Annotated in this window: 13 protein-coding genes; 1 reads left to right on the top strand and 12 read right to left on the bottom strand. The window is 45.6% G+C overall.

All coding sequences use genetic code 11. The features are described from left to right. Window positions 1-17 precede the first annotated feature (17 nt). The 3 genes from panB to AB9P05_RS05835 form a co-directional block, all read right to left on the bottom strand. Entirely contained in the window at window positions 18-839 is an 822-nt protein-coding gene (panB, locus tag AB9P05_RS05845) for a 3-methyl-2-oxobutanoate hydroxymethyltransferase (protein WP_371907875.1), read from the bottom strand. Between the two features lie 72 nt (window positions 840-911). Further along, window positions 912-2,468, bottom strand: coding sequence for an ATP-binding protein (locus AB9P05_RS05840; protein ID WP_371907874.1), 1,557 nt, complete (start codon window positions 2,466-2,468; stop codon window positions 912-914). A 401-nt stretch (window positions 2,469-2,869) separates the two neighbouring features. Then, window positions 2,870-3,376, bottom strand: coding sequence for a phosphoribosyltransferase family protein (locus AB9P05_RS05835; RefSeq protein WP_371907873.1), 507 nt, complete (start codon window positions 3,374-3,376; stop codon window positions 2,870-2,872). A 91-nt stretch (window positions 3,377-3,467) separates the two neighbouring features. Between AB9P05_RS05835 and AB9P05_RS05830 the strand changes: the two genes are divergently transcribed. Then, on the top strand, window positions 3,468-3,938 hold the full coding sequence (locus tag AB9P05_RS05830; RefSeq protein ID WP_371907872.1) for a DUF4112 domain-containing protein: 471 nt from the start codon (window positions 3,468-3,470) through the stop codon (window positions 3,936-3,938). 55 nt (window positions 3,939-3,993) lie between these two features. On the opposite strand, the gene AB9P05_RS05825 is transcribed toward AB9P05_RS05830, so the two are convergent. The 9 genes from AB9P05_RS05825 to AB9P05_RS05785 all read right to left on the bottom strand — a co-directional run bounded on the left by AB9P05_RS05825 (window position 3,994) and on the right by AB9P05_RS05785 (window position 15,764). Next, entirely contained in the window at window positions 3,994-4,467 is a 474-nt protein-coding gene (locus tag AB9P05_RS05825; protein ID WP_371907871.1) for an Lrp/AsnC family transcriptional regulator, read from the bottom strand. Window positions 4,468-4,604: 137 nt separating this feature from the next. Then, entirely contained in the window at window positions 4,605-8,162 is a 3,558-nt protein-coding gene (locus AB9P05_RS05820; protein WP_371907870.1) for a PKD domain-containing protein, read from the bottom strand. Beyond that, a complete protein-coding gene (locus AB9P05_RS05815) occupies window positions 8,163-9,383 on the bottom strand; it encodes a glycosyltransferase (RefSeq protein ID WP_371907869.1) in 1,221 nt (406 codons plus the stop codon). It lies immediately after the preceding gene. A gap of 33 nt (window positions 9,384-9,416) precedes the next feature. Further along, the gene (locus AB9P05_RS05810; protein WP_371907868.1) at window positions 9,417-10,241 is read right to left on the bottom strand and encodes a glycosyltransferase family 2 protein; all 825 of its coding nucleotides are present in this window, start codon (window positions 10,239-10,241) and stop codon (window positions 9,417-9,419) included. Further along, window positions 10,234-11,184: a sulfotransferase gene (locus tag AB9P05_RS05805; protein ID WP_371907867.1), complete on the bottom strand. Its 951-nt coding sequence runs from the start codon at window positions 11,182-11,184 to the stop codon at window positions 10,234-10,236. Before AB9P05_RS05805 ends, AB9P05_RS05810 begins: the two co-directional genes overlap by 8 nt. Beyond that, entirely contained in the window at window positions 11,162-12,277 is a 1,116-nt protein-coding gene (locus AB9P05_RS05800; RefSeq protein WP_371907866.1) for a hypothetical protein, read from the bottom strand. The genes AB9P05_RS05805 and AB9P05_RS05800 overlap by 23 nt, the downstream gene beginning before the upstream one ends. Beyond that, window positions 12,270-13,412, bottom strand: a complete 1,143-nt coding sequence (locus AB9P05_RS05795) for a glycosyltransferase family 4 protein (RefSeq protein WP_371907865.1) — start codon at window positions 13,410-13,412, stop codon at window positions 12,270-12,272. The genes AB9P05_RS05800 and AB9P05_RS05795 overlap by 8 nt, the downstream gene beginning before the upstream one ends. 16 nt (window positions 13,413-13,428) lie before the next feature. Continuing rightward, on the bottom strand, window positions 13,429-14,370 hold the full coding sequence (locus tag AB9P05_RS05790) for a sulfotransferase (RefSeq protein WP_371911334.1): 942 nt from the start codon (window positions 14,368-14,370) through the stop codon (window positions 13,429-13,431). Then, entirely contained in the window at window positions 14,370-15,764 is a 1,395-nt protein-coding gene (locus AB9P05_RS05785) for a lipopolysaccharide biosynthesis protein (protein WP_371907864.1), read from the bottom strand. Before AB9P05_RS05785 ends, AB9P05_RS05790 begins: the two co-directional genes overlap by 1 nt. Window positions 15,765-15,881: the final 117 nt, after the last annotated feature.

Here is a 15,881-nt window from a genome sequence, read left to right as displayed (position 1 = left end):
GGCGGTACTCTTCTCACTTATTTATAACTTTCTGTATCCTTTGGGAAGTCGTGGCTTTTGACATCCTCTATGTAATGACTAACAGCCTCGGTTATGGTTTTGTGAAGGTCTGCGTACCTTCTCAAAAAACGTGGCTTAAATTCCTGGGTGATGCCCAGCATATCATGCACTACCAGCACCTGACCATCTACATGCGGGCCGGCACCAATGCCGATAACGGGAATATTTACCTCACTCGCTACGCGCTTGGCCAACCCTGAGGGTATTTTTTCCAGCACGAGGCCAAAACACCCGCACTCTTCCAGAAGCTTCGCGTCATGTATCAGTTTAGCAGCTTCCTCCTCCTCTCGGGCACGTACAGTATAGGTGCCAAATTTATAAATGCTCTGAGGGGTCAGGCCCAGGTGCCCCATCACAGGTACGCCGGCGCTAAGTATCCGGGTGATACTCTCTTTTATTTCCGAGCCACCCTCCATTTTTACCCCGTGTGCCCCACTCTCCTTCATTATACGAATGGCCGAGCGCAGTGCCTCACTACTGTTACCCTGGTAGGAGCCGAATGGTATGTCCACAATCACCAGGGCACGGTCTACAGCTTTTACCACAGAAGTGGCATGGTAGATCATATGGTCAAGAGTGATAGGAAGTGTAGTCTCGTTTCCTGCCATGACGTTACTGGCCGAATCCCCCACCAGTAAAACATCTATTCCTGCCGCGTCCAGCAGGCGCGCCATCGAATAATCGTAGGCAGTAAGCATGGAGATCTTCTCCCCACGGTTCTTCATTTCCTGAAGCTGATGGGTAGTGATCTTTTTGATATCGGGCCGGTGTACAGACATGACAGTAACGTTGTGCTTAAAAACGGCTCAATCTACAAAAAAATGATAAAAACAGGGAAAAATGCAGCTAAACTATGCGTTGGTCTCTTCGTCCTCTTCTGAATAGGCGGGCAAAACCACTGTAAAACGGGTCCCCTCGGAAACCTTGCTCTCTACTTTAATGTCACCTTTCATTTTGTCAATGACATTTTTGACGATATACAGGCCCAGCCCGCTGCCCTCGCTACTCTCTGAGGCGCGATAGAACATCTCAAAGATATTCTCCAGCTTTTCTTCAGAAATACCCTCTCCATTGTCACTAACCGTGATGGTGACTTTTTCCTTTTCCACCTTCACCACTATTTCCACATAGGTATAGTCCTTTTCTCGGGAGCGGTATTTAATCGCATTGGATATGATATTGTTCATCACAATCCTTATGCGGGTAAGGTCACTTCTGAATTCATATGGTTGATAAACCCTGGTAAGAATTTCAGGCATGGGACCTTCTTCCGCCGTATAGAAGCTGGTTAGCGTATTGTTGATCTCCGTTAGGAAATTAATGCTGACTTTAGGGTCATTGACCCGGTTATTTCTTGAAATACTAAGCAGATCAACCACAAGGCTGTCCAGACGGTGAATACTACCTTCGATCATTTCGATGATCTTTTCCCTGCCCGATGGATCGGTTTCGCTACGCAGCAGGTGGATAAGACCAAGGATAGACCGCAGGGGAGAGCGCAAATCATGCGAGGCATGGTACACGAAGTTATCCAGCTCAAAGTTTACCTTCTGCAGCTCTTCAAAGTTCTGCTTGGTGTCAGTAATATCTTTCAGGACAGCCTCTATGCGGTTTTCTTTGGGGTAGTACACACTACTGTAGTTTACCCAAAAAGTGGTTCCGTCATTGCGCTTCAGGAGCATTTCCTCATTTTCCACTTTTCCGTGGCTGAGGAGTTTTTCCATCATCTCCAGCCGCTGCGTCTCGCTCGTATAAAAGTTGGTGGTGTAAAGCTTGTCGCCCTCACTGGCATTGAACAGCTCCAGCGCTTTGGCATTAGCTTCCAGTATCTCGCCTGTGTCAGCTGCTGTTCTGAACATGCCTACCAGGCTGTTTTGAAAAAGATTCCTGTACTTGTTTATACTGTTCTGGATTACCTCTTCGGCTCGTTTACGATCGGTAATATCCGTATGGGATCCGCTTATTCGGTAAGCTATGCCATTGCGGTCACGCAACGCAGTGCCCCGGCTGGCTATCCACCGGTATGTGCCGTCCTTATGGCGCAGCCGGAATTCCAGGGAGTAATGGTCAATTCGATTTTCAAGGTAATCGTAAAAGGCTTTGATGGCCCGTTCACGGTCGTCGGGATGGAGCAGGGTCTCCCAGGCCAGGATGCTACTGTCAATTTCCCGCTCCGTATAGCCAAGCATTTTTTTCCACGGCTCGGACACGAAAACCTCGTTACTGACTATATCCCAGTCCCATAGGCCGTCATTAGCTCCATTAGCAGCGAGCTGGTATTTTTGAAGGTCGTTTTCAATTACGTGAATGTAGGCCGCCCGGGAAGCCTCTCGTTCTTCCAGCTCTTTGATTTGCTGTTTAAGCTGCTTTATCTCCAGTTGCAGATCGGCTTGGGAACTCACGTTCATTATAGGATAATTAGTAGGCCTTATGTAAAATAGGAAAACTATTGCTGGAAAAAAAGCAATAAACTGGATGCCAAATTATTCGATTTACTTCGACTGGCAAGCAATTTTTTCACTTTTTTCCCTCCGAAAAAAACAGATGTAACATGAGCATTTGGAGCTATGTCTTCCTCTCGTGAGAAATTGTTTATCAGTCTGTTAGCTAAATAGTGGCCCTGGATTGAAGCCTTAGGTAAAGATCAAATCAGCTTCCCTTTGGGAGGTTTCAGGCAAATTGCCAGCCATTATGAGTGGATTATTCAATATTCCATTTGGCTAAAAATACCCCTATAGACTGATTGTAATATAGCCGGATTTTTGAAAAATCAATGTTCCCTTTGGTTATACCAGTATTTTAATGCCACTTATCTTAAGAAAACACCTTTTGGTTCTTCTTCAAATGACACATGAATATGCTCTTCCAATGTGGTGGCAAGCTCATAACCTGTGTACTGCGGATAGACGCCAAAGCAGGCATGGCTTCTGTTTACCAAGACAGCAATCTCCAGTTTTTGGAGGCTGATATTCATAAATGGCTCCAATGCGTAAAACAACGTTCGGCCGGTGTTCAACACGTCATCTACCAGAATTACCCGCTGGTTTTCCACCGTAGTTACAGGCTTATCCATTTTTACTTCAGAAGACACCGGATCCTGCTTATCAATATCGATACGTAGCAGATGAGTTTTTATCGGGCTTATCTCCGTTAGCTCTCTGGCCATCATTTCGGCAAGGTGATACCCACGGTCCCAGATACCGGCAATAAACAGGTCAGTCTCTACAGCGTTATTCTCATATATCTGAAAAGCAATGCGCTTGACAATCTTTTCGATCTTATTGCTATCTAGTATCAGGGTCTGTTGGTCTTTCATGGTCGTGTACTTTATTGAAAGCTTCCGGCAGGGCTATTTTAAAACATATTTTTCAGAATAGTGAGACTGGTTCACTTTTTTAACTATACACATGACAAAAACGCAACGATTAAGGCAACTGGAATGGGCAGAAAAGGTGGCCTACTTCCTCGACTCCAAGTACCGGCTGCCAGGTACAAAATTTCGTTTCGGGCTGGACCCTATACTCGGTTTATTGCCGGTACTGGGTGATGGAGTCTCGTTCATTATATCATCACTGCTGGTGGTGCAGGCTGCCCGCACGGGAGTAAGCGGCAAGGTACTGCTTAAAATGACCGGTAATGTACTGCTGGACTTCATCGTAGGGAGTGTACCCGTGCTGGGAAACATTTTTGACTTTGTATATAAAGCCAATACGCGTAACATACGCCTATTGAGGGAGTACTATAACGAGGGAAAGCATAAAGGGTCAGGGATAGGTATACTGATTGTGCTATTGCTGACCTTTATCCTCATCATTGCAGCCATTGCAGCTATCATAAGTCTTGCTATCCGCTGGGCTGCAGATGGGTTTGCCGCATAAAAAAGGCTGCTCTTAAAGTAGAGCAGCCAAATTATCTACGGCGAAATAGAGGTTATCAGGGAACAGGCAGTGCCTTGCTGTCCTTGAAAGTAGACAGAATCACCATGGTCTGCAGATTGTCTACTACTTCTATCTCAGATACCTTTTCAAGCATTAGTTTCTGATAAGAAACGATGTCTTTGGCAATTATCTTAAGGAAAAAGTCACCGGAACCAGTTATGTGATGACACTCGATCACTTCTTCGATCTGGTTAATTTCCTTTATGAAAACATCAATATTTTCTTTGTTATGGCCTTTGAGGCTCACGTGCACAAATGTGCTGACGCCAAGCCCGATCTTTTCCATGTCCAGTTTGGCATGGTAGCTCTTGATGATGCCGCTGTTCTCGAGCTTCTTTACCCTTTCGAGAGTAGGGGCCGGAGAAAGGCCTATCTCCTTTGATAGCTGGGCATTCGTGATACGACCATTGTTCTGTAGTATCTCGAGTATTTTACGGTCTATTTTGTCAAGCTTAACTGTTGCCGCCATTAGTCATTGTTTTTTCGGAATAAAATTCGGCGCAAAGATAGTGTTTCTTCATTTTATTTTAAAATGAAGCCATATTACCTTAATGTTAACAAATAATTTTTGGGGTAAATTGCTGGCTCCACTCTCAAATGAACTGCCTACCTATATACCATTACTTTGAACGTACGTTTAAGGTTCTTAGTTTGCATTTGCAGGTAATAGATGCCGGGAGCGTAGTCACTGGTGGCTATTTTGAATAGATTTCGCCCCTGATCAACCTGTTCGTTGACAACTGCCATTACAGCCCCCTTACTATTTATTATACTGATGCTTACCTTGCTGTTTTCCATTGAGATCAGGCCTGCGATAACCTCATTTCCGGCAGGATTGGGTGATGGAGGAATAAATATTATTTCCTCTTGTAAAGGCAGACAGGCCGAGTTGTCTCCCGGGCTCAAATCAGTAAAACCCGGTTGGGAGACTGTTGCACAAACGTAATCTGTTGCCGACAGTGTTCTGGGGTTCAGGCTGATGGATGGCACTATCGTGGTAGTCTCGCCCGGGCTGATCGTGCCCTCCCAGGTGATGGATAGGGAAAGACTCGCAGTCTCTATTAGTATTTCGGGAGACTCTGCAGGTAGCTGGCTGTTGTTATACACTTCAATATTTATACCTGCACTTCCATCTGAGTTATCCGCAAGTGATACTGATCGTACCTTCAGGTCCCGTGCTGGATCTATCACCTGTACGGCCCGGCTAAGGCTGTCGGTACAGCCACTTCCATTAATAGCTACCAGGGTGATAGTATTCAGACCTTCTTCAGTAAGGGTGTAGACAGGCTCTTCTTCTACAGAAAAGCGGGTTCCGTTAATGTACCACTCATATGAAATAGCTCCGGTACTGCTGTTAAAGAACCTCACCGATAAGGGTGGCCTTCCTTCAGTAGGAAAATAGGAGAAAGCAGCCTGCGGAGCTGGTACGATAGATACGGTCCGGCTGCGGCTTATAACACAGCCTCGTGGTAAAGTGGCCGACAAGGTGATGGTATAATCCCCTGCGTCTGGAAAGGTAAAAACAGGACCGGGGGTATCACTGGTGCCTACTCCCTGTACGTCCCATTCAAGGTTCAGAGGGTTTACCCCGTCAGGAAATTCTGCCTCTAAGGTTACCGGCTGGCCACTGCAGGTTGATGAAAGGCTGAAGTCTATATTCGGCACATCTGCTATGACTACCTGCCTTGTGACGGTGGCTGAACAGGCATTGTCTGCATCTACACTCAGCGTTACATCATAGGTGCCGGGTTCGCTAAATACTACGCGCGGATTTTGCTCATTAAAAAGCCTCCCGTTGATAATCCACAATCTGCCTGTGAGAGAAGTGGAGGGATCTGTGGTGGTACGATCAAAAAACTGCGTGGCATCTCCCGGGCAGTCTTCTATTATATCAAATGCCACCTGGGGAGCAGGCAGTACCGTTACATTTTGAGTAAGAGAATCGGCGCAGCCTGCATCATTTGTAACCACCAGCTTTACCCCGTAGGTACCTGGGTTGGTGAAAATATGCTCGGGAGATGGCTCCAGGTAGGTAATAACTTCGTCGTCCTGACTCTCTACCTCCCAGCGCCATTGAGAAACGTTCGAATCGCCGGCGTCTGAGCGGTCAAAAAAGCGTGTAGAGGTACCGCTACATGCATTTTCATAAATGAAATCCACGAAAGGCGGTTCAAATACTCTAATATGTTTGGTCAGCGTGGTGGCGCAGCCATTGCCGGAGGTAACCGTAAGGTCGACAGGGTAGGTGCCTGACTCCTCGTATGAGTGCACCGGGTTTTGTACTGAAGCCGTCGTACCATCCCCAAAGCTCCAGAAGTACCCCGTTATATCTGTCCCGGTAGACTGATTGGTGAATTGTATGATATCCCCCTGGCAGGAGTTACTGAAACTGAACGCTGCCTCGGGACCTTCCTGCACGATAACCTCTCTACTAATCATCGCCGTGCAGCCACTGGAGGAGGTGATTGTGAGGCCTACCTGATAAGTGCCTGCTGCTGAAAAACTATGAAAAGCTTGCTGGCCGGTAGCTACATTCGAATCCCCGGAGGCCGGATCATCAAAGTCCCATCCCCAGGCTATTACCGTCTCCCCCGCACCAGCGGATGAAGTATCTGTAAAAGAAAGCTCACTATTACTGCATAGCGGGCCGCTTTGATATATGAAAGCTGGACTGAGAGATGAGGCTGCTTGTATACTTATTTCCTCCTCATAAGTAAAGGAACACCCTGCTTCATTTATAGCAGTGACCGAAAGTCTATAGGTGCCGGCAGAAGCAGGCTCAAAAACTGCTTCTTCACCGGATGCGAGAAAGCCGCCATCTACCTCCCACTGATAAGAAACTATCCGCTGTTCTGTCAAAGAATTGGCTTGTAGCTGTACAGGGGTGTCAAGGCACCTGCCGGAGATGCTATAGTTTACAGCCGGCACATCCTGTACTATTATCTCTACATTTTTTTTAATGTTGCTTCCGTCACTACCAGTTAAAAGTGCGTCGAAGAACAGGGCACCCGGTTCACTAAAACTCACGGTGGGGGAGCTGGCTTCCGTATACGCCACCGATGCCGTACACGCTACTTCCGGCCATACGTAGCTGATGATCTCGCCACTGGTTGTGTTGATGGCATAGCCGTAGTATCTGGACTCTTCTTTGGCAAGGTCTATGCCAAATAGCCCCCTGGCTTGTGATGGTAATCCGCTAAGAGCGCTTGCATTTGGGGAGGTGTTAAGTGAAGATCCAAAATCCAGCAGGTAGGTGCCGGAGACGGTGGACGTAATCAAGCCATAATAGTGACCGTCATCATAGGCAAGCTGAATGCCTGCCGGCTGGTCTGCCAGACTACCCTCAGGAGTAATGTCAGATATCACCGGATCATTGAGGAGGCTATTGCCGAAGCTGAGGTAAAAAATACGGTTGTCGTTTTTAGATACAGCTACTGCTTTCCATTCATCACAATCTTGTATAAACGCCACCTCCTGTAAGTCAGTACCGGGGAGCGGTACTGTTGAAATATTTCCTGATGATATACCTGCAGTAATATCTGTTCCAAGCGTAGCGATGCTCAGCGTATTTGTAGAAATACTGGTTACAGCAAGAAAGTAACCGCCATTATCCTTAATCAGATCAAAACCTCTCGGGTTGGTGAAATACGAATCTGTATTCAGGCTGACCAGCGTTGGACTCAGATTAGTCAGGTCTGAACCAAATTCAAGGCGGATAATATTGCCCGTATTAAAATCAATAGTGAATCCATACCAGTTGCCGCTGACTTCCACTAGCTCTATAGCCACTGCACGGTTTATGGCATCCATGCTATTCAGATACACAGGGTTACTAAGGCTGCGGTCAGAATTAATACGTGCTCTGAAAAGAGAGCTTTGGCCAGGTATGAAGAGGTAGCTATCATTGCCATCCTGTGCTATCTCCGGTTCTTCGGCCCGGCGCAGTTCAGTCGTTAGTGGGCTATAAACTATTGGTGAGTTAGCTAAATCACCAGGGCAAAAGTCCCATTGATAGTTGGTAATATCTCCTCCGGCCGAAAAGTTACCCTCTTCGCCAGTACAAAGCGTTGTAGGTGCGGTCAATGCCGGGTCGGGACATTGGGCATGAGCTAATGAGCAGGCCAGGCAATAGATAATAAAAAGTATAAGTATTGACTTCTGCATTTATTTGCCCCCCTTGTTAAAGAGATCAAAAAAATAGTCATATACCTCAAGCGACTGTTTATAATTTCTATGTTTTTCGGCTAGTCTCATAGCTTGTTCTCTGACTTTATTATCTGCTTTCAGGCAAAGCAAGTCTCTTTTGTCACTAAAAAAGTCTTTTGCCTTTGCCGGGTTAAATAAAGCACCCCCTCCCTCATCAGGGATAATGTACGACTCGTCACCTACGCCCTCAGTTAGCACCACAGGTAAGCCACTGGCCCAGTATTCACCTACTTTTACAGGGCTAAGATATTTTTTAGAAGGTCCGGGTTTATAAGTGGCAAAAGCTAAATCAGCTGCCGAGAGATAGCTTGCAACCTGTGTGTGAGGTGCTCTGGTCACCGTTAAATCGGATATGGGAAAGCCAGCTTTTAAGGCAAGCCCTTCAACTTCTTGGCGACTCTGGGGAGAAAGTACGATTAGATGAAAGGCCCCACTTAATTCTTTATGGGCAGATAAAAAAAGCTCAAAAGCTTCATTTTCCAGGTATAGCCCACCAAACTTGCCTACATATATACCTGTAACCTTATCTTCAGGAATGCCTAAGCTTTTCCTGGTCTCGAGACGGGCTTCTTTGTTAAAGGCAAATTTTTCAAGCTGGACATTACAAGGAATAACCCTTACCTTTTCACTATCCACCTGCTCATTTTCTACCAGTCTGTTAGCAAATTGGTGGCTTACCGGTATCAGACCGGCCGCCTTTCTATTAAGTTTCTTTTCCTTTTTTAGCTGAAATTTATAGCGACTACCCCCTCTCCTCCAAACGCCGCTTTCAGCCATATATTCCGCGTGAGGTTCATACGATTCTACGTACAGGGGGATTTTGTTTTTCTCTGCTGCCTTCAAAGCGATAGCTCCGGCCATGGCTGTTCGGGCCAGGATTATATCCGAACCAAGGCTTTTAGCCAGAGTAGTTATTTTTTTAGGAATGGTGATAAAATCAACGGCTTTACCTAAATGGAAAGGCCAACTGGCTTTACTCGGAATTAGATGAATGGAGGTTTTCTTGCCCAGCACCTCTTCATAGTGCGTAATATCCGGTAACTCCTGAGTCCGTTCCACTGTGACCAATACGATGGATTCAACGGCATCTGCCTCACTGAGTATCCTTATATGCGGAAAAATAGTAGAAACAGTCAGGTTGTTTTCAAGCTCCCAGTAGGATACGAAAAGTATTTTCATACGCTTTGCCAGAGGTTGTCAGGTAAGGCTTGTTCAGGTGATTATCATCCTCAATGCCGAAGTTAGCGCCTGCCGGAAATTTCCAGCGCTCAAATTAGACAAAAAAAGCACCCTTGCCTGTCTGAGCTTGAATCTAATTAGAAACCAGGTCTTTACCTTCAAGTCATTTTTTAAGGTGCGGTACAAGTGAATATAGCCATTTTCAAGGCCATAAAGGTTAGTCATGGCAGAACTGCCATGCACCCTGGTTTCATAAATTACTTCGTCCACGAAAGTATAAAGGGTCGCAGGGTCTTGAGCGAGCCTCGTGAAATATAACCTGTCCTCTCCATGAGTAACGCCCTCGTCCATAAATACCATAGGGTTCGGCTTCTTTATCATCCACGTGATAAAACCAAAGCATACTTCAGGTTTAAGGATTAGTGATTCGAAAGGATTACCTCTAAATACGGGCGTGTAGGTTCTGATGAGGTTTTGGAGTTTCTGGTCCTTCTGCAATACAGTGCCGTCCACAAAATTCACCTCCGGGTTTTCTCTGAAAATGCGTACCCGTACCAGCAGGCTTTGCCCGGGTAATATATCATCAGCATCCAGGAAACAAAACAGCGTCCCTTTCATTAAGCCCAGGGCCTTATTGCGTGCCTTGGCGACACCTGCATTTTCCTGCCTGTGATATACTATTCGCGAGTCATCAAAGGATAAGATAACCTCCTCTGACCTATCTGTACTGCCGTCATTAATAATAATGAGCTCCCATTGCCGGTAGGCCTGAGAAAGGACAGACTGAATAGCCTCTTTCACATACAACTCCCCATTGTATACGGGCATAATGATCGATACCAGTGGCTCATTAGTCATAGCTGATGGCGGGTACCGGATCCTCTGAATAGACTTTTATTCCAAAATGCTGCACTACCCCCATAATCTCAGCGATCTGCTTGCTACTCAGAGTTTCCTTCCATTTTCCTATCTGGTCCGCCCCTTTAATAGCCGAAGTATCTTCTACTGTAGTAAAACTTGGTTTCGCCACATCATCCAGTACATCCTTAGCCAAGGGCACCTTCCACCGGTCCCGAATCCTGGATAGCTGCTGATGGGGGTTCATGAGCAGATCTTCATAGCAGATAGATAGCCAGCGGTGGTTGTTATGCGGACTTTCCAGTGTCCTCCGGTTTGCCATACACCATATCAGTGCCAGGCGTTTTTCCACGGTATTAATTGTGTTTAAATAGTCCGGATCTCCTACCTCTTGTTCAAAATCAGGTTGGTCTTTAAATTGGATAGTTGAAGGTAGCCTGTCCCATCCACCCTGTTTTAACTGGCTGGCTACCACCGCACAAGGATGGCGTAGTAGGTAAATCGGAGGGTTTGTAAATTCGAATGTTGCTGTAAGCCACGGTAATAGTTGGTTAGCTCTGCAAAACTTAAATAACAGGTGACTGGACGAGGTTATCTCAGCAACACTCGTAAATGAAATTAAATTACTATTGAGGTCCTTACCGCTGAATAAGTCCCTGAAGAGACCTTCGGCCTCTGGCCAATTTTCCTGCTCTGAAATATACTGTCTGTAGCTAAATCCGATGTTTTTAAAAGAAGGATTCTTAGCCAGCCATAGCGGCTCCCATATCATGGCGGCTTTGGTCGCTTGCACAAGTAAAGAGCTCAGCCATGTCGTGCCACCACGTGGATCACCGGTAAGAATAAGCGCCTCCTCAGGGGCAAAGTGTATTTTGTCTTTTGCCCGGTGAAGTTGCCACTCACTGACCAGCTGTCTGTACTTATTTTTTATCCGATAAAACATGCCCTATGTGTGACTCGATCTCATTTAGCTTATCCTCGTAGGTCTGGCTCATCGCATAGTCAATGCGCTGCTTCATCCGTTCTTCTGCAGAGTGCCTCCTTAGGTCCCTCACCACTGAAGTAAATAGGTCAGCATATTGCCCGTTTGTATCAGTCATAAAGATCAGGTCCTGAAGGTGAGCATACTCTCCGGCATGAGTGGAAACTATGGGTTTGCCAGATGCCAGGTATTCCAGCATTTTGTGCGGATTAGCCACATGCACCGGGTCATCCTGTACATAGACCACCATCAAAATATCAGCCTGGCTTAAAAATGACATGATTTGTTCAGAAGGAACCGGGGGCAGCTTATAAAAATTGTCCTCAGCCATTACAGAAAGTTTCGCCCCCGCAGGTTTGTCGCCTGAGCCGAGGTTATCCCCTTCCGGACCCATGAAAAGAAAGTCCACATCAGGGTTTTGATGTATGGTTTGCCCTATAGTCTCCCAGTCAATTATGTCCCTTGAAAGGTTCCCCACGTATAGCGCCTTTACTTTATTTTCCCCCGGTAGCGGATCAGCCAGTGGGGTAGGCGCTACAGGCGAGTAGCCATGCCTCACCTTATAGGTTTCCGGATTGTGCCTGATAAACCGGTCTACCACCTGGTCTGATATTCCAAGGCAAAGGTCGGCAGAAAGAGCCATCTCCACTACTTTGAAAGATTCACTTATATCCACCAGGTGCGCGATTTTTATCCTGTCTTTGCCCAGGCTATCCAAGTCATAAAATACTGAGCTATCAAAAGACCAGACTACATCAAATGCTTTCCCAAGTCGCTTTTCAAGTGGCTTAAGCTTGCGTTTTTGAAAGCTTCTTCTTAAAAACGAAGGAAAGTAGCCTATCCCCCTGAAGAACGGCTTATAGGTGGCCCGGTACAGGTTTTCAATACCTGTTTTGTACAATTGACAGGTGCTTCCGTCAGAAGACAAAAAAACCACTGTATTGCCCAGCCTGGCCAAAAGTCTTGCATAGTGATGCTTACTCACAAATGAATCTCCCCAAGGCTCAGGCGAGATAATAAGTATGGTTAGGTTCCTAAATTTAAAGTCACTCATTAGGGTAGTCTTCTATAACCTCATCCAGAGCATGTGAATATAACCTGCCCACCTTCGCCATGGCAAATCTTCCGGATGCCTGATTGGCTATTTGCTCGTAATGAAACCGGCCTTGCATTTGCTCAAACCGTTCTATTGCGTCAAGCCATGCTGAAACCGTGTTGTCCACTAACAGACCATTGTTCTCAGTGATAAACTCCTTAATACCACCTACTGAGGAAGCCATAACAGGGGTCCCGCAGCAAAGAGCCTCAGCACATACTACCGAAAAGGTCTCATACTGGCTGGGGTGTAAAAATAAAGAAGCTTTTTTCATTTCTCGGGCCATTTCCTGTTTATCCAGCTTGCCGATAAATGATATGTGATTCTGAAGCCCGTTCTCTTCTACAAATAGCTCCATATCGGGGAGTAAAGGGCCATATCCCGCTACACGGAGTCTGATGTCACTTCCCTGTTTTATTCGTCTACCTATGGCTTCCAGTACCAGAAAGGGGTTTTTAGGAAGCTTCCAATAGCTCGCCATTAGAAAATGACCCGCCTTGTCATGAGTTAACGTAAAAGCCGACGTGTCGATAACATTCGGAACAATCAGCGTTTTGAGTGCCCTGTTTTGGGAAAAGGCAATTATATCAACAGCCAGCGCCTGCGAAACACATATTACCGGTACCTCATTGTAAAATATCTTCCGTATTCGGTTCAGTGCATCACTACCCTTAATATTAAAACTAAAATGGTATGCACTCCAATGCTCAGTGATCACCATCGGCTTTTTTATATACTTTCTGATAGTATGCAGGTAAGTACATAAGGGGTAGGCAATATGAAAATTGATCAGTGAATACCTTTGCCTTCTTTCTTTAACAAACAGAACGAAAAATAAGAGCAGGGTAGTCAGGTACTCCACCAGGCGCCATTTGTACAGCTTGTCTGGCAGCGTCATTATATACGAAAAGCCAAAGTCATTTTTGTACCTGTGAAATCCCGGGCGCCCGCGCCGTACCTCAAGGTGATATAATACCTGCTCGGCATATGGAGTCAGTGAAGTTAGATGATTACCCACCCACATGGCTTCCTTTTCTTCAAACTTATTAGGATACCAGTTAGTAATGTGCAGGATACGGCGTGTTTTGCTCATGGCAGGGGAGGGCAACTCAGTAGTAGTTATATTTAGTGAGGAACCGTGCCATTAAGTGCTCAGCCTGATTGACCTGTTCTGGTGAAAGATGCTTTTTCCACTTATCAAGCGAGTCAGTATTTATATTATTAAATACATTGGCATGATGGGGTAACACAATATCACCCTGAATATCTGACTCTTCCGACAGCATTGATGGTTGAAAGTCCAGGGCAAGAAACTGGCAGACCTGCCGGCAGATTTGTTCAGGGTTGGCCACCAGGTCCTCATATTTAACTGTATGCACATTGCCTGGTCCATGCTTTTTTTCAAATCGCTGAATCAACTCCAGGCTTTCATTCCAGCGGTGTGCTGCTGGTTCGAGGGAGTTATACCTTTTAGCTTTTAATTTACTGCTGACCACAGCCCGTCCGTCGCGAAGCATATGAATAAACCGCGCCTGGGGAAAGACCATTTTCACCCATTCCATACCAAAAGTGAGATAGGGCGTTTTGTCCCCCCAGCGAAAAGCCCCGGGCTTAAATTGGGCAGCGTACTGCAAATAAATAGCATGAAGAATATAGCTCAGTGAATGGGAAGAAGTATCGGCCTTTTCAAATTTGCCCAAAAGCGGTTCTAACTCTATATTCCAATAGCTAAAACTTGAGGCTTTCTGCCACATAGAAATGATTTCCCGGGCTCGTACAATCCAAGGCAGTTTCCGTTGATCCAGGTAATACTTTACACTATCAATGATCAGACTGTCCGTTTCAGGGGGGATTATAATGGAAGCGTGGTTACTCAGAACCTTTCTTAGTAAAGTCGTGCCAGACCGTCCGGAACCTATTATGAAAAACGGAGGGAACTGGTTATTTGCTTCAGCTTTTCCACTCAGAGGAGCCTTAGTAGTAAGAGGGTGAACGACCTTTTGTAGATATAGTTCCTTTACCCTCTTTTTAAAATACTTCCTTGATACCATCACAGCTCCATTCCTAGTAATTGCTTAGCAAAAACAAATATAGCTATGATAGCCCCAATAGACAACATCGCCGAAACGGCGAAGCGAAGGCTGGCAAGACGAGCTCTCACAATAAGATAAAAAATGTAAAACAAGTAGACGCCCAGGTTGTAAAAGGAAAGGATGTGAAGTAGCTGGAGAGGTTCCAGCTTATCAATCAAAAATATCAGTATGCCAAACCTGCCTGCTAGAGTTACCAGGCTAATGATCAGTCGGCTACGCTCCATGTTAAGCACGGTGAATAAGCTGCTTAAAGGAGAAAAGATCATATATGGAGCAAAGTAGATGGCCAGAATGGAGGCAATCTCCCCACTCAATTGCCAGTCTTCTCCAAGAGCAATCGGGAACACGGTGGGAGCCAGAAAGATAATACTACCGTACCCAATGAGAGAGATGGCGGCTAACCTTACAAATAGCTTATGGAACAGACCGGAAAGCTGGCTTATATTGTGACTTTTTATTTCTGCCGCCTTTTGCAAAAAGACAGAGTAGATAGAATTACCAATCGTCTGAATAGGAATGCTTAAAAGGCTGATAGAAAGTGAATAAGCACCAATTACTCCGAAGTCGTATTTTAAAAAGAACATCGCCGGGAGCTGGCCCGCCAAGAGGTTCAGATAATTTCCGGGAGTCACATAAAGTGGAAACTGCCTGTATTTTATTGCAACCTGTTTTAAAGACGCAAGATTAGGGGAATAACCCTGGATAGAAAGGCTCCTCTTTTTAAAGTGCTGCCTGGCCAGGATGGTAAAGTGAGACAGTTTCCCAACAAGCTCCCCTACTATAAGGCCGTAAGATACTCCGTTTGTAGCCAGCCCAAATACAATATGAAATGCCCTCGTCCCTACACCAACACTGCTTCTTGTCTGCGCATTAATTTTAAATTCTTTATAGCGTACATTGGCACTCGTTAGCAGGTAAATAATGGATTGCAATAATACCCCGAACGGGATGAGGTAAAATAAGAACCCCATCTTTTCCAGGGTGAATCTGCGGATTAGAAAATCATCCAGAATCAGGGTAAGGAGAAGAAAAAGCAGAAAAAATCCGAATGAAGTGTACAGAGCATACCTGAATAAGGTCACGAATTCCTTTTTTGTCTCAGGCAACACAAGGCTCTGGTTTAGGCTGAGTGTTGCTATAGCACTTAAGTTCAGTACCAGTATGTTGAATATCGAGAAAACCCCATAATCAGCCGCATCAAATATTCTGGTCACAATAGGGGTCAGGAATAATTGAGAGGCCACCACCACCATTGATCCGCTAAACATAATGGCCAGGTTTTGCCCAAAAGACCCTTTTGATTTAAGCGACCTCAGGTCCGAGGTAATTATTTCACGTAGCTTTTGTAGCATGTAGAAGGGACTTGAATCCTGATAAGGATGTAAGGACGCAATTTATCTGGTTTCTGCTTTGGGAAGTATTCACACCCAGTCTGCTATTATTTTTTGCAAACTTACAAATTGGCGGGA

Origin of the sequence: Roseivirga sp. BDSF3-8, assembly GCF_041449215.1 — a bacterium.
In the GTDB taxonomy this organism is placed as follows: Bacteria; Bacteroidota; Bacteroidia; order Cytophagales; family Cyclobacteriaceae; genus JBGNFV01.
Note: the sequence above shows the minus strand (reverse complement) of the source record. Positions and strands in the feature narration are given on the sequence as shown.

What these genes read in the sequence shown, in the direction of transcription:
- AB9P05_RS05815 (WP_371907869.1), bottom strand. Translation starts at nt 9,383, where the DNA reads ATGAAAATACTTTTCGTATCCTACTGGGAGCTTGAAAACAACCTGACT.
- AB9P05_RS05820 (WP_371907870.1), bottom strand. Translation starts at nt 8,162, where the DNA reads ATGCAGAAGTCAATACTTATACTTTTTATTATCTATTGCCTGGCCTGC.
- AB9P05_RS05810 (WP_371907868.1), bottom strand. Translation starts at nt 10,241, where the DNA reads ATGACTAATGAGCCACTGGTATCGATCATTATGCCCGTATACAATGGG.
- AB9P05_RS05795 (WP_371907865.1), bottom strand. Translation starts at nt 13,412, where the DNA reads ATGAGCAAAACACGCCGTATCCTGCACATTACTAACTGGTATCCTAAT.
- AB9P05_RS05800 (WP_371907866.1), bottom strand. Translation starts at nt 12,277, where the DNA reads ATGAGTGACTTTAAATTTAGGAACCTAACCATACTTATTATCTCGCCT.
- AB9P05_RS05840 (WP_371907874.1), bottom strand. Translation starts at nt 2,468, where the DNA reads ATGAACGTGAGTTCCCAAGCCGATCTGCAACTGGAGATAAAGCAGCTT.
- AB9P05_RS05835 (WP_371907873.1), bottom strand. Translation starts at nt 3,376, where the DNA reads ATGAAAGACCAACAGACCCTGATACTAGATAGCAATAAGATCGAAAAG.
- AB9P05_RS05790 (WP_371911334.1), bottom strand. Translation starts at nt 14,370, where the DNA reads ATGGTATCAAGGAAGTATTTTAAAAAGAGGGTAAAGGAACTATATCTA.
- AB9P05_RS05785 (WP_371907864.1), bottom strand. Translation starts at nt 15,764, where the DNA reads ATGCTACAAAAGCTACGTGAAATAATTACCTCGGACCTGAGGTCGCTT.
- AB9P05_RS05825 (WP_371907871.1), bottom strand. Translation starts at nt 4,467, where the DNA reads ATGGCGGCAACAGTTAAGCTTGACAAAATAGACCGTAAAATACTCGAG.
- AB9P05_RS05805 (WP_371907867.1), bottom strand. Translation starts at nt 11,184, where the DNA reads ATGTTTTATCGGATAAAAAATAAGTACAGACAGCTGGTCAGTGAGTGG.
- panB (WP_371907875.1), bottom strand. Translation starts at nt 839, where the DNA reads ATGTCTGTACACCGGCCCGATATCAAAAAGATCACTACCCATCAGCTT.
- AB9P05_RS05830 (WP_371907872.1), top strand. Translation starts at nt 3,468, where the DNA reads ATGACAAAAACGCAACGATTAAGGCAACTGGAATGGGCAGAAAAGGTG.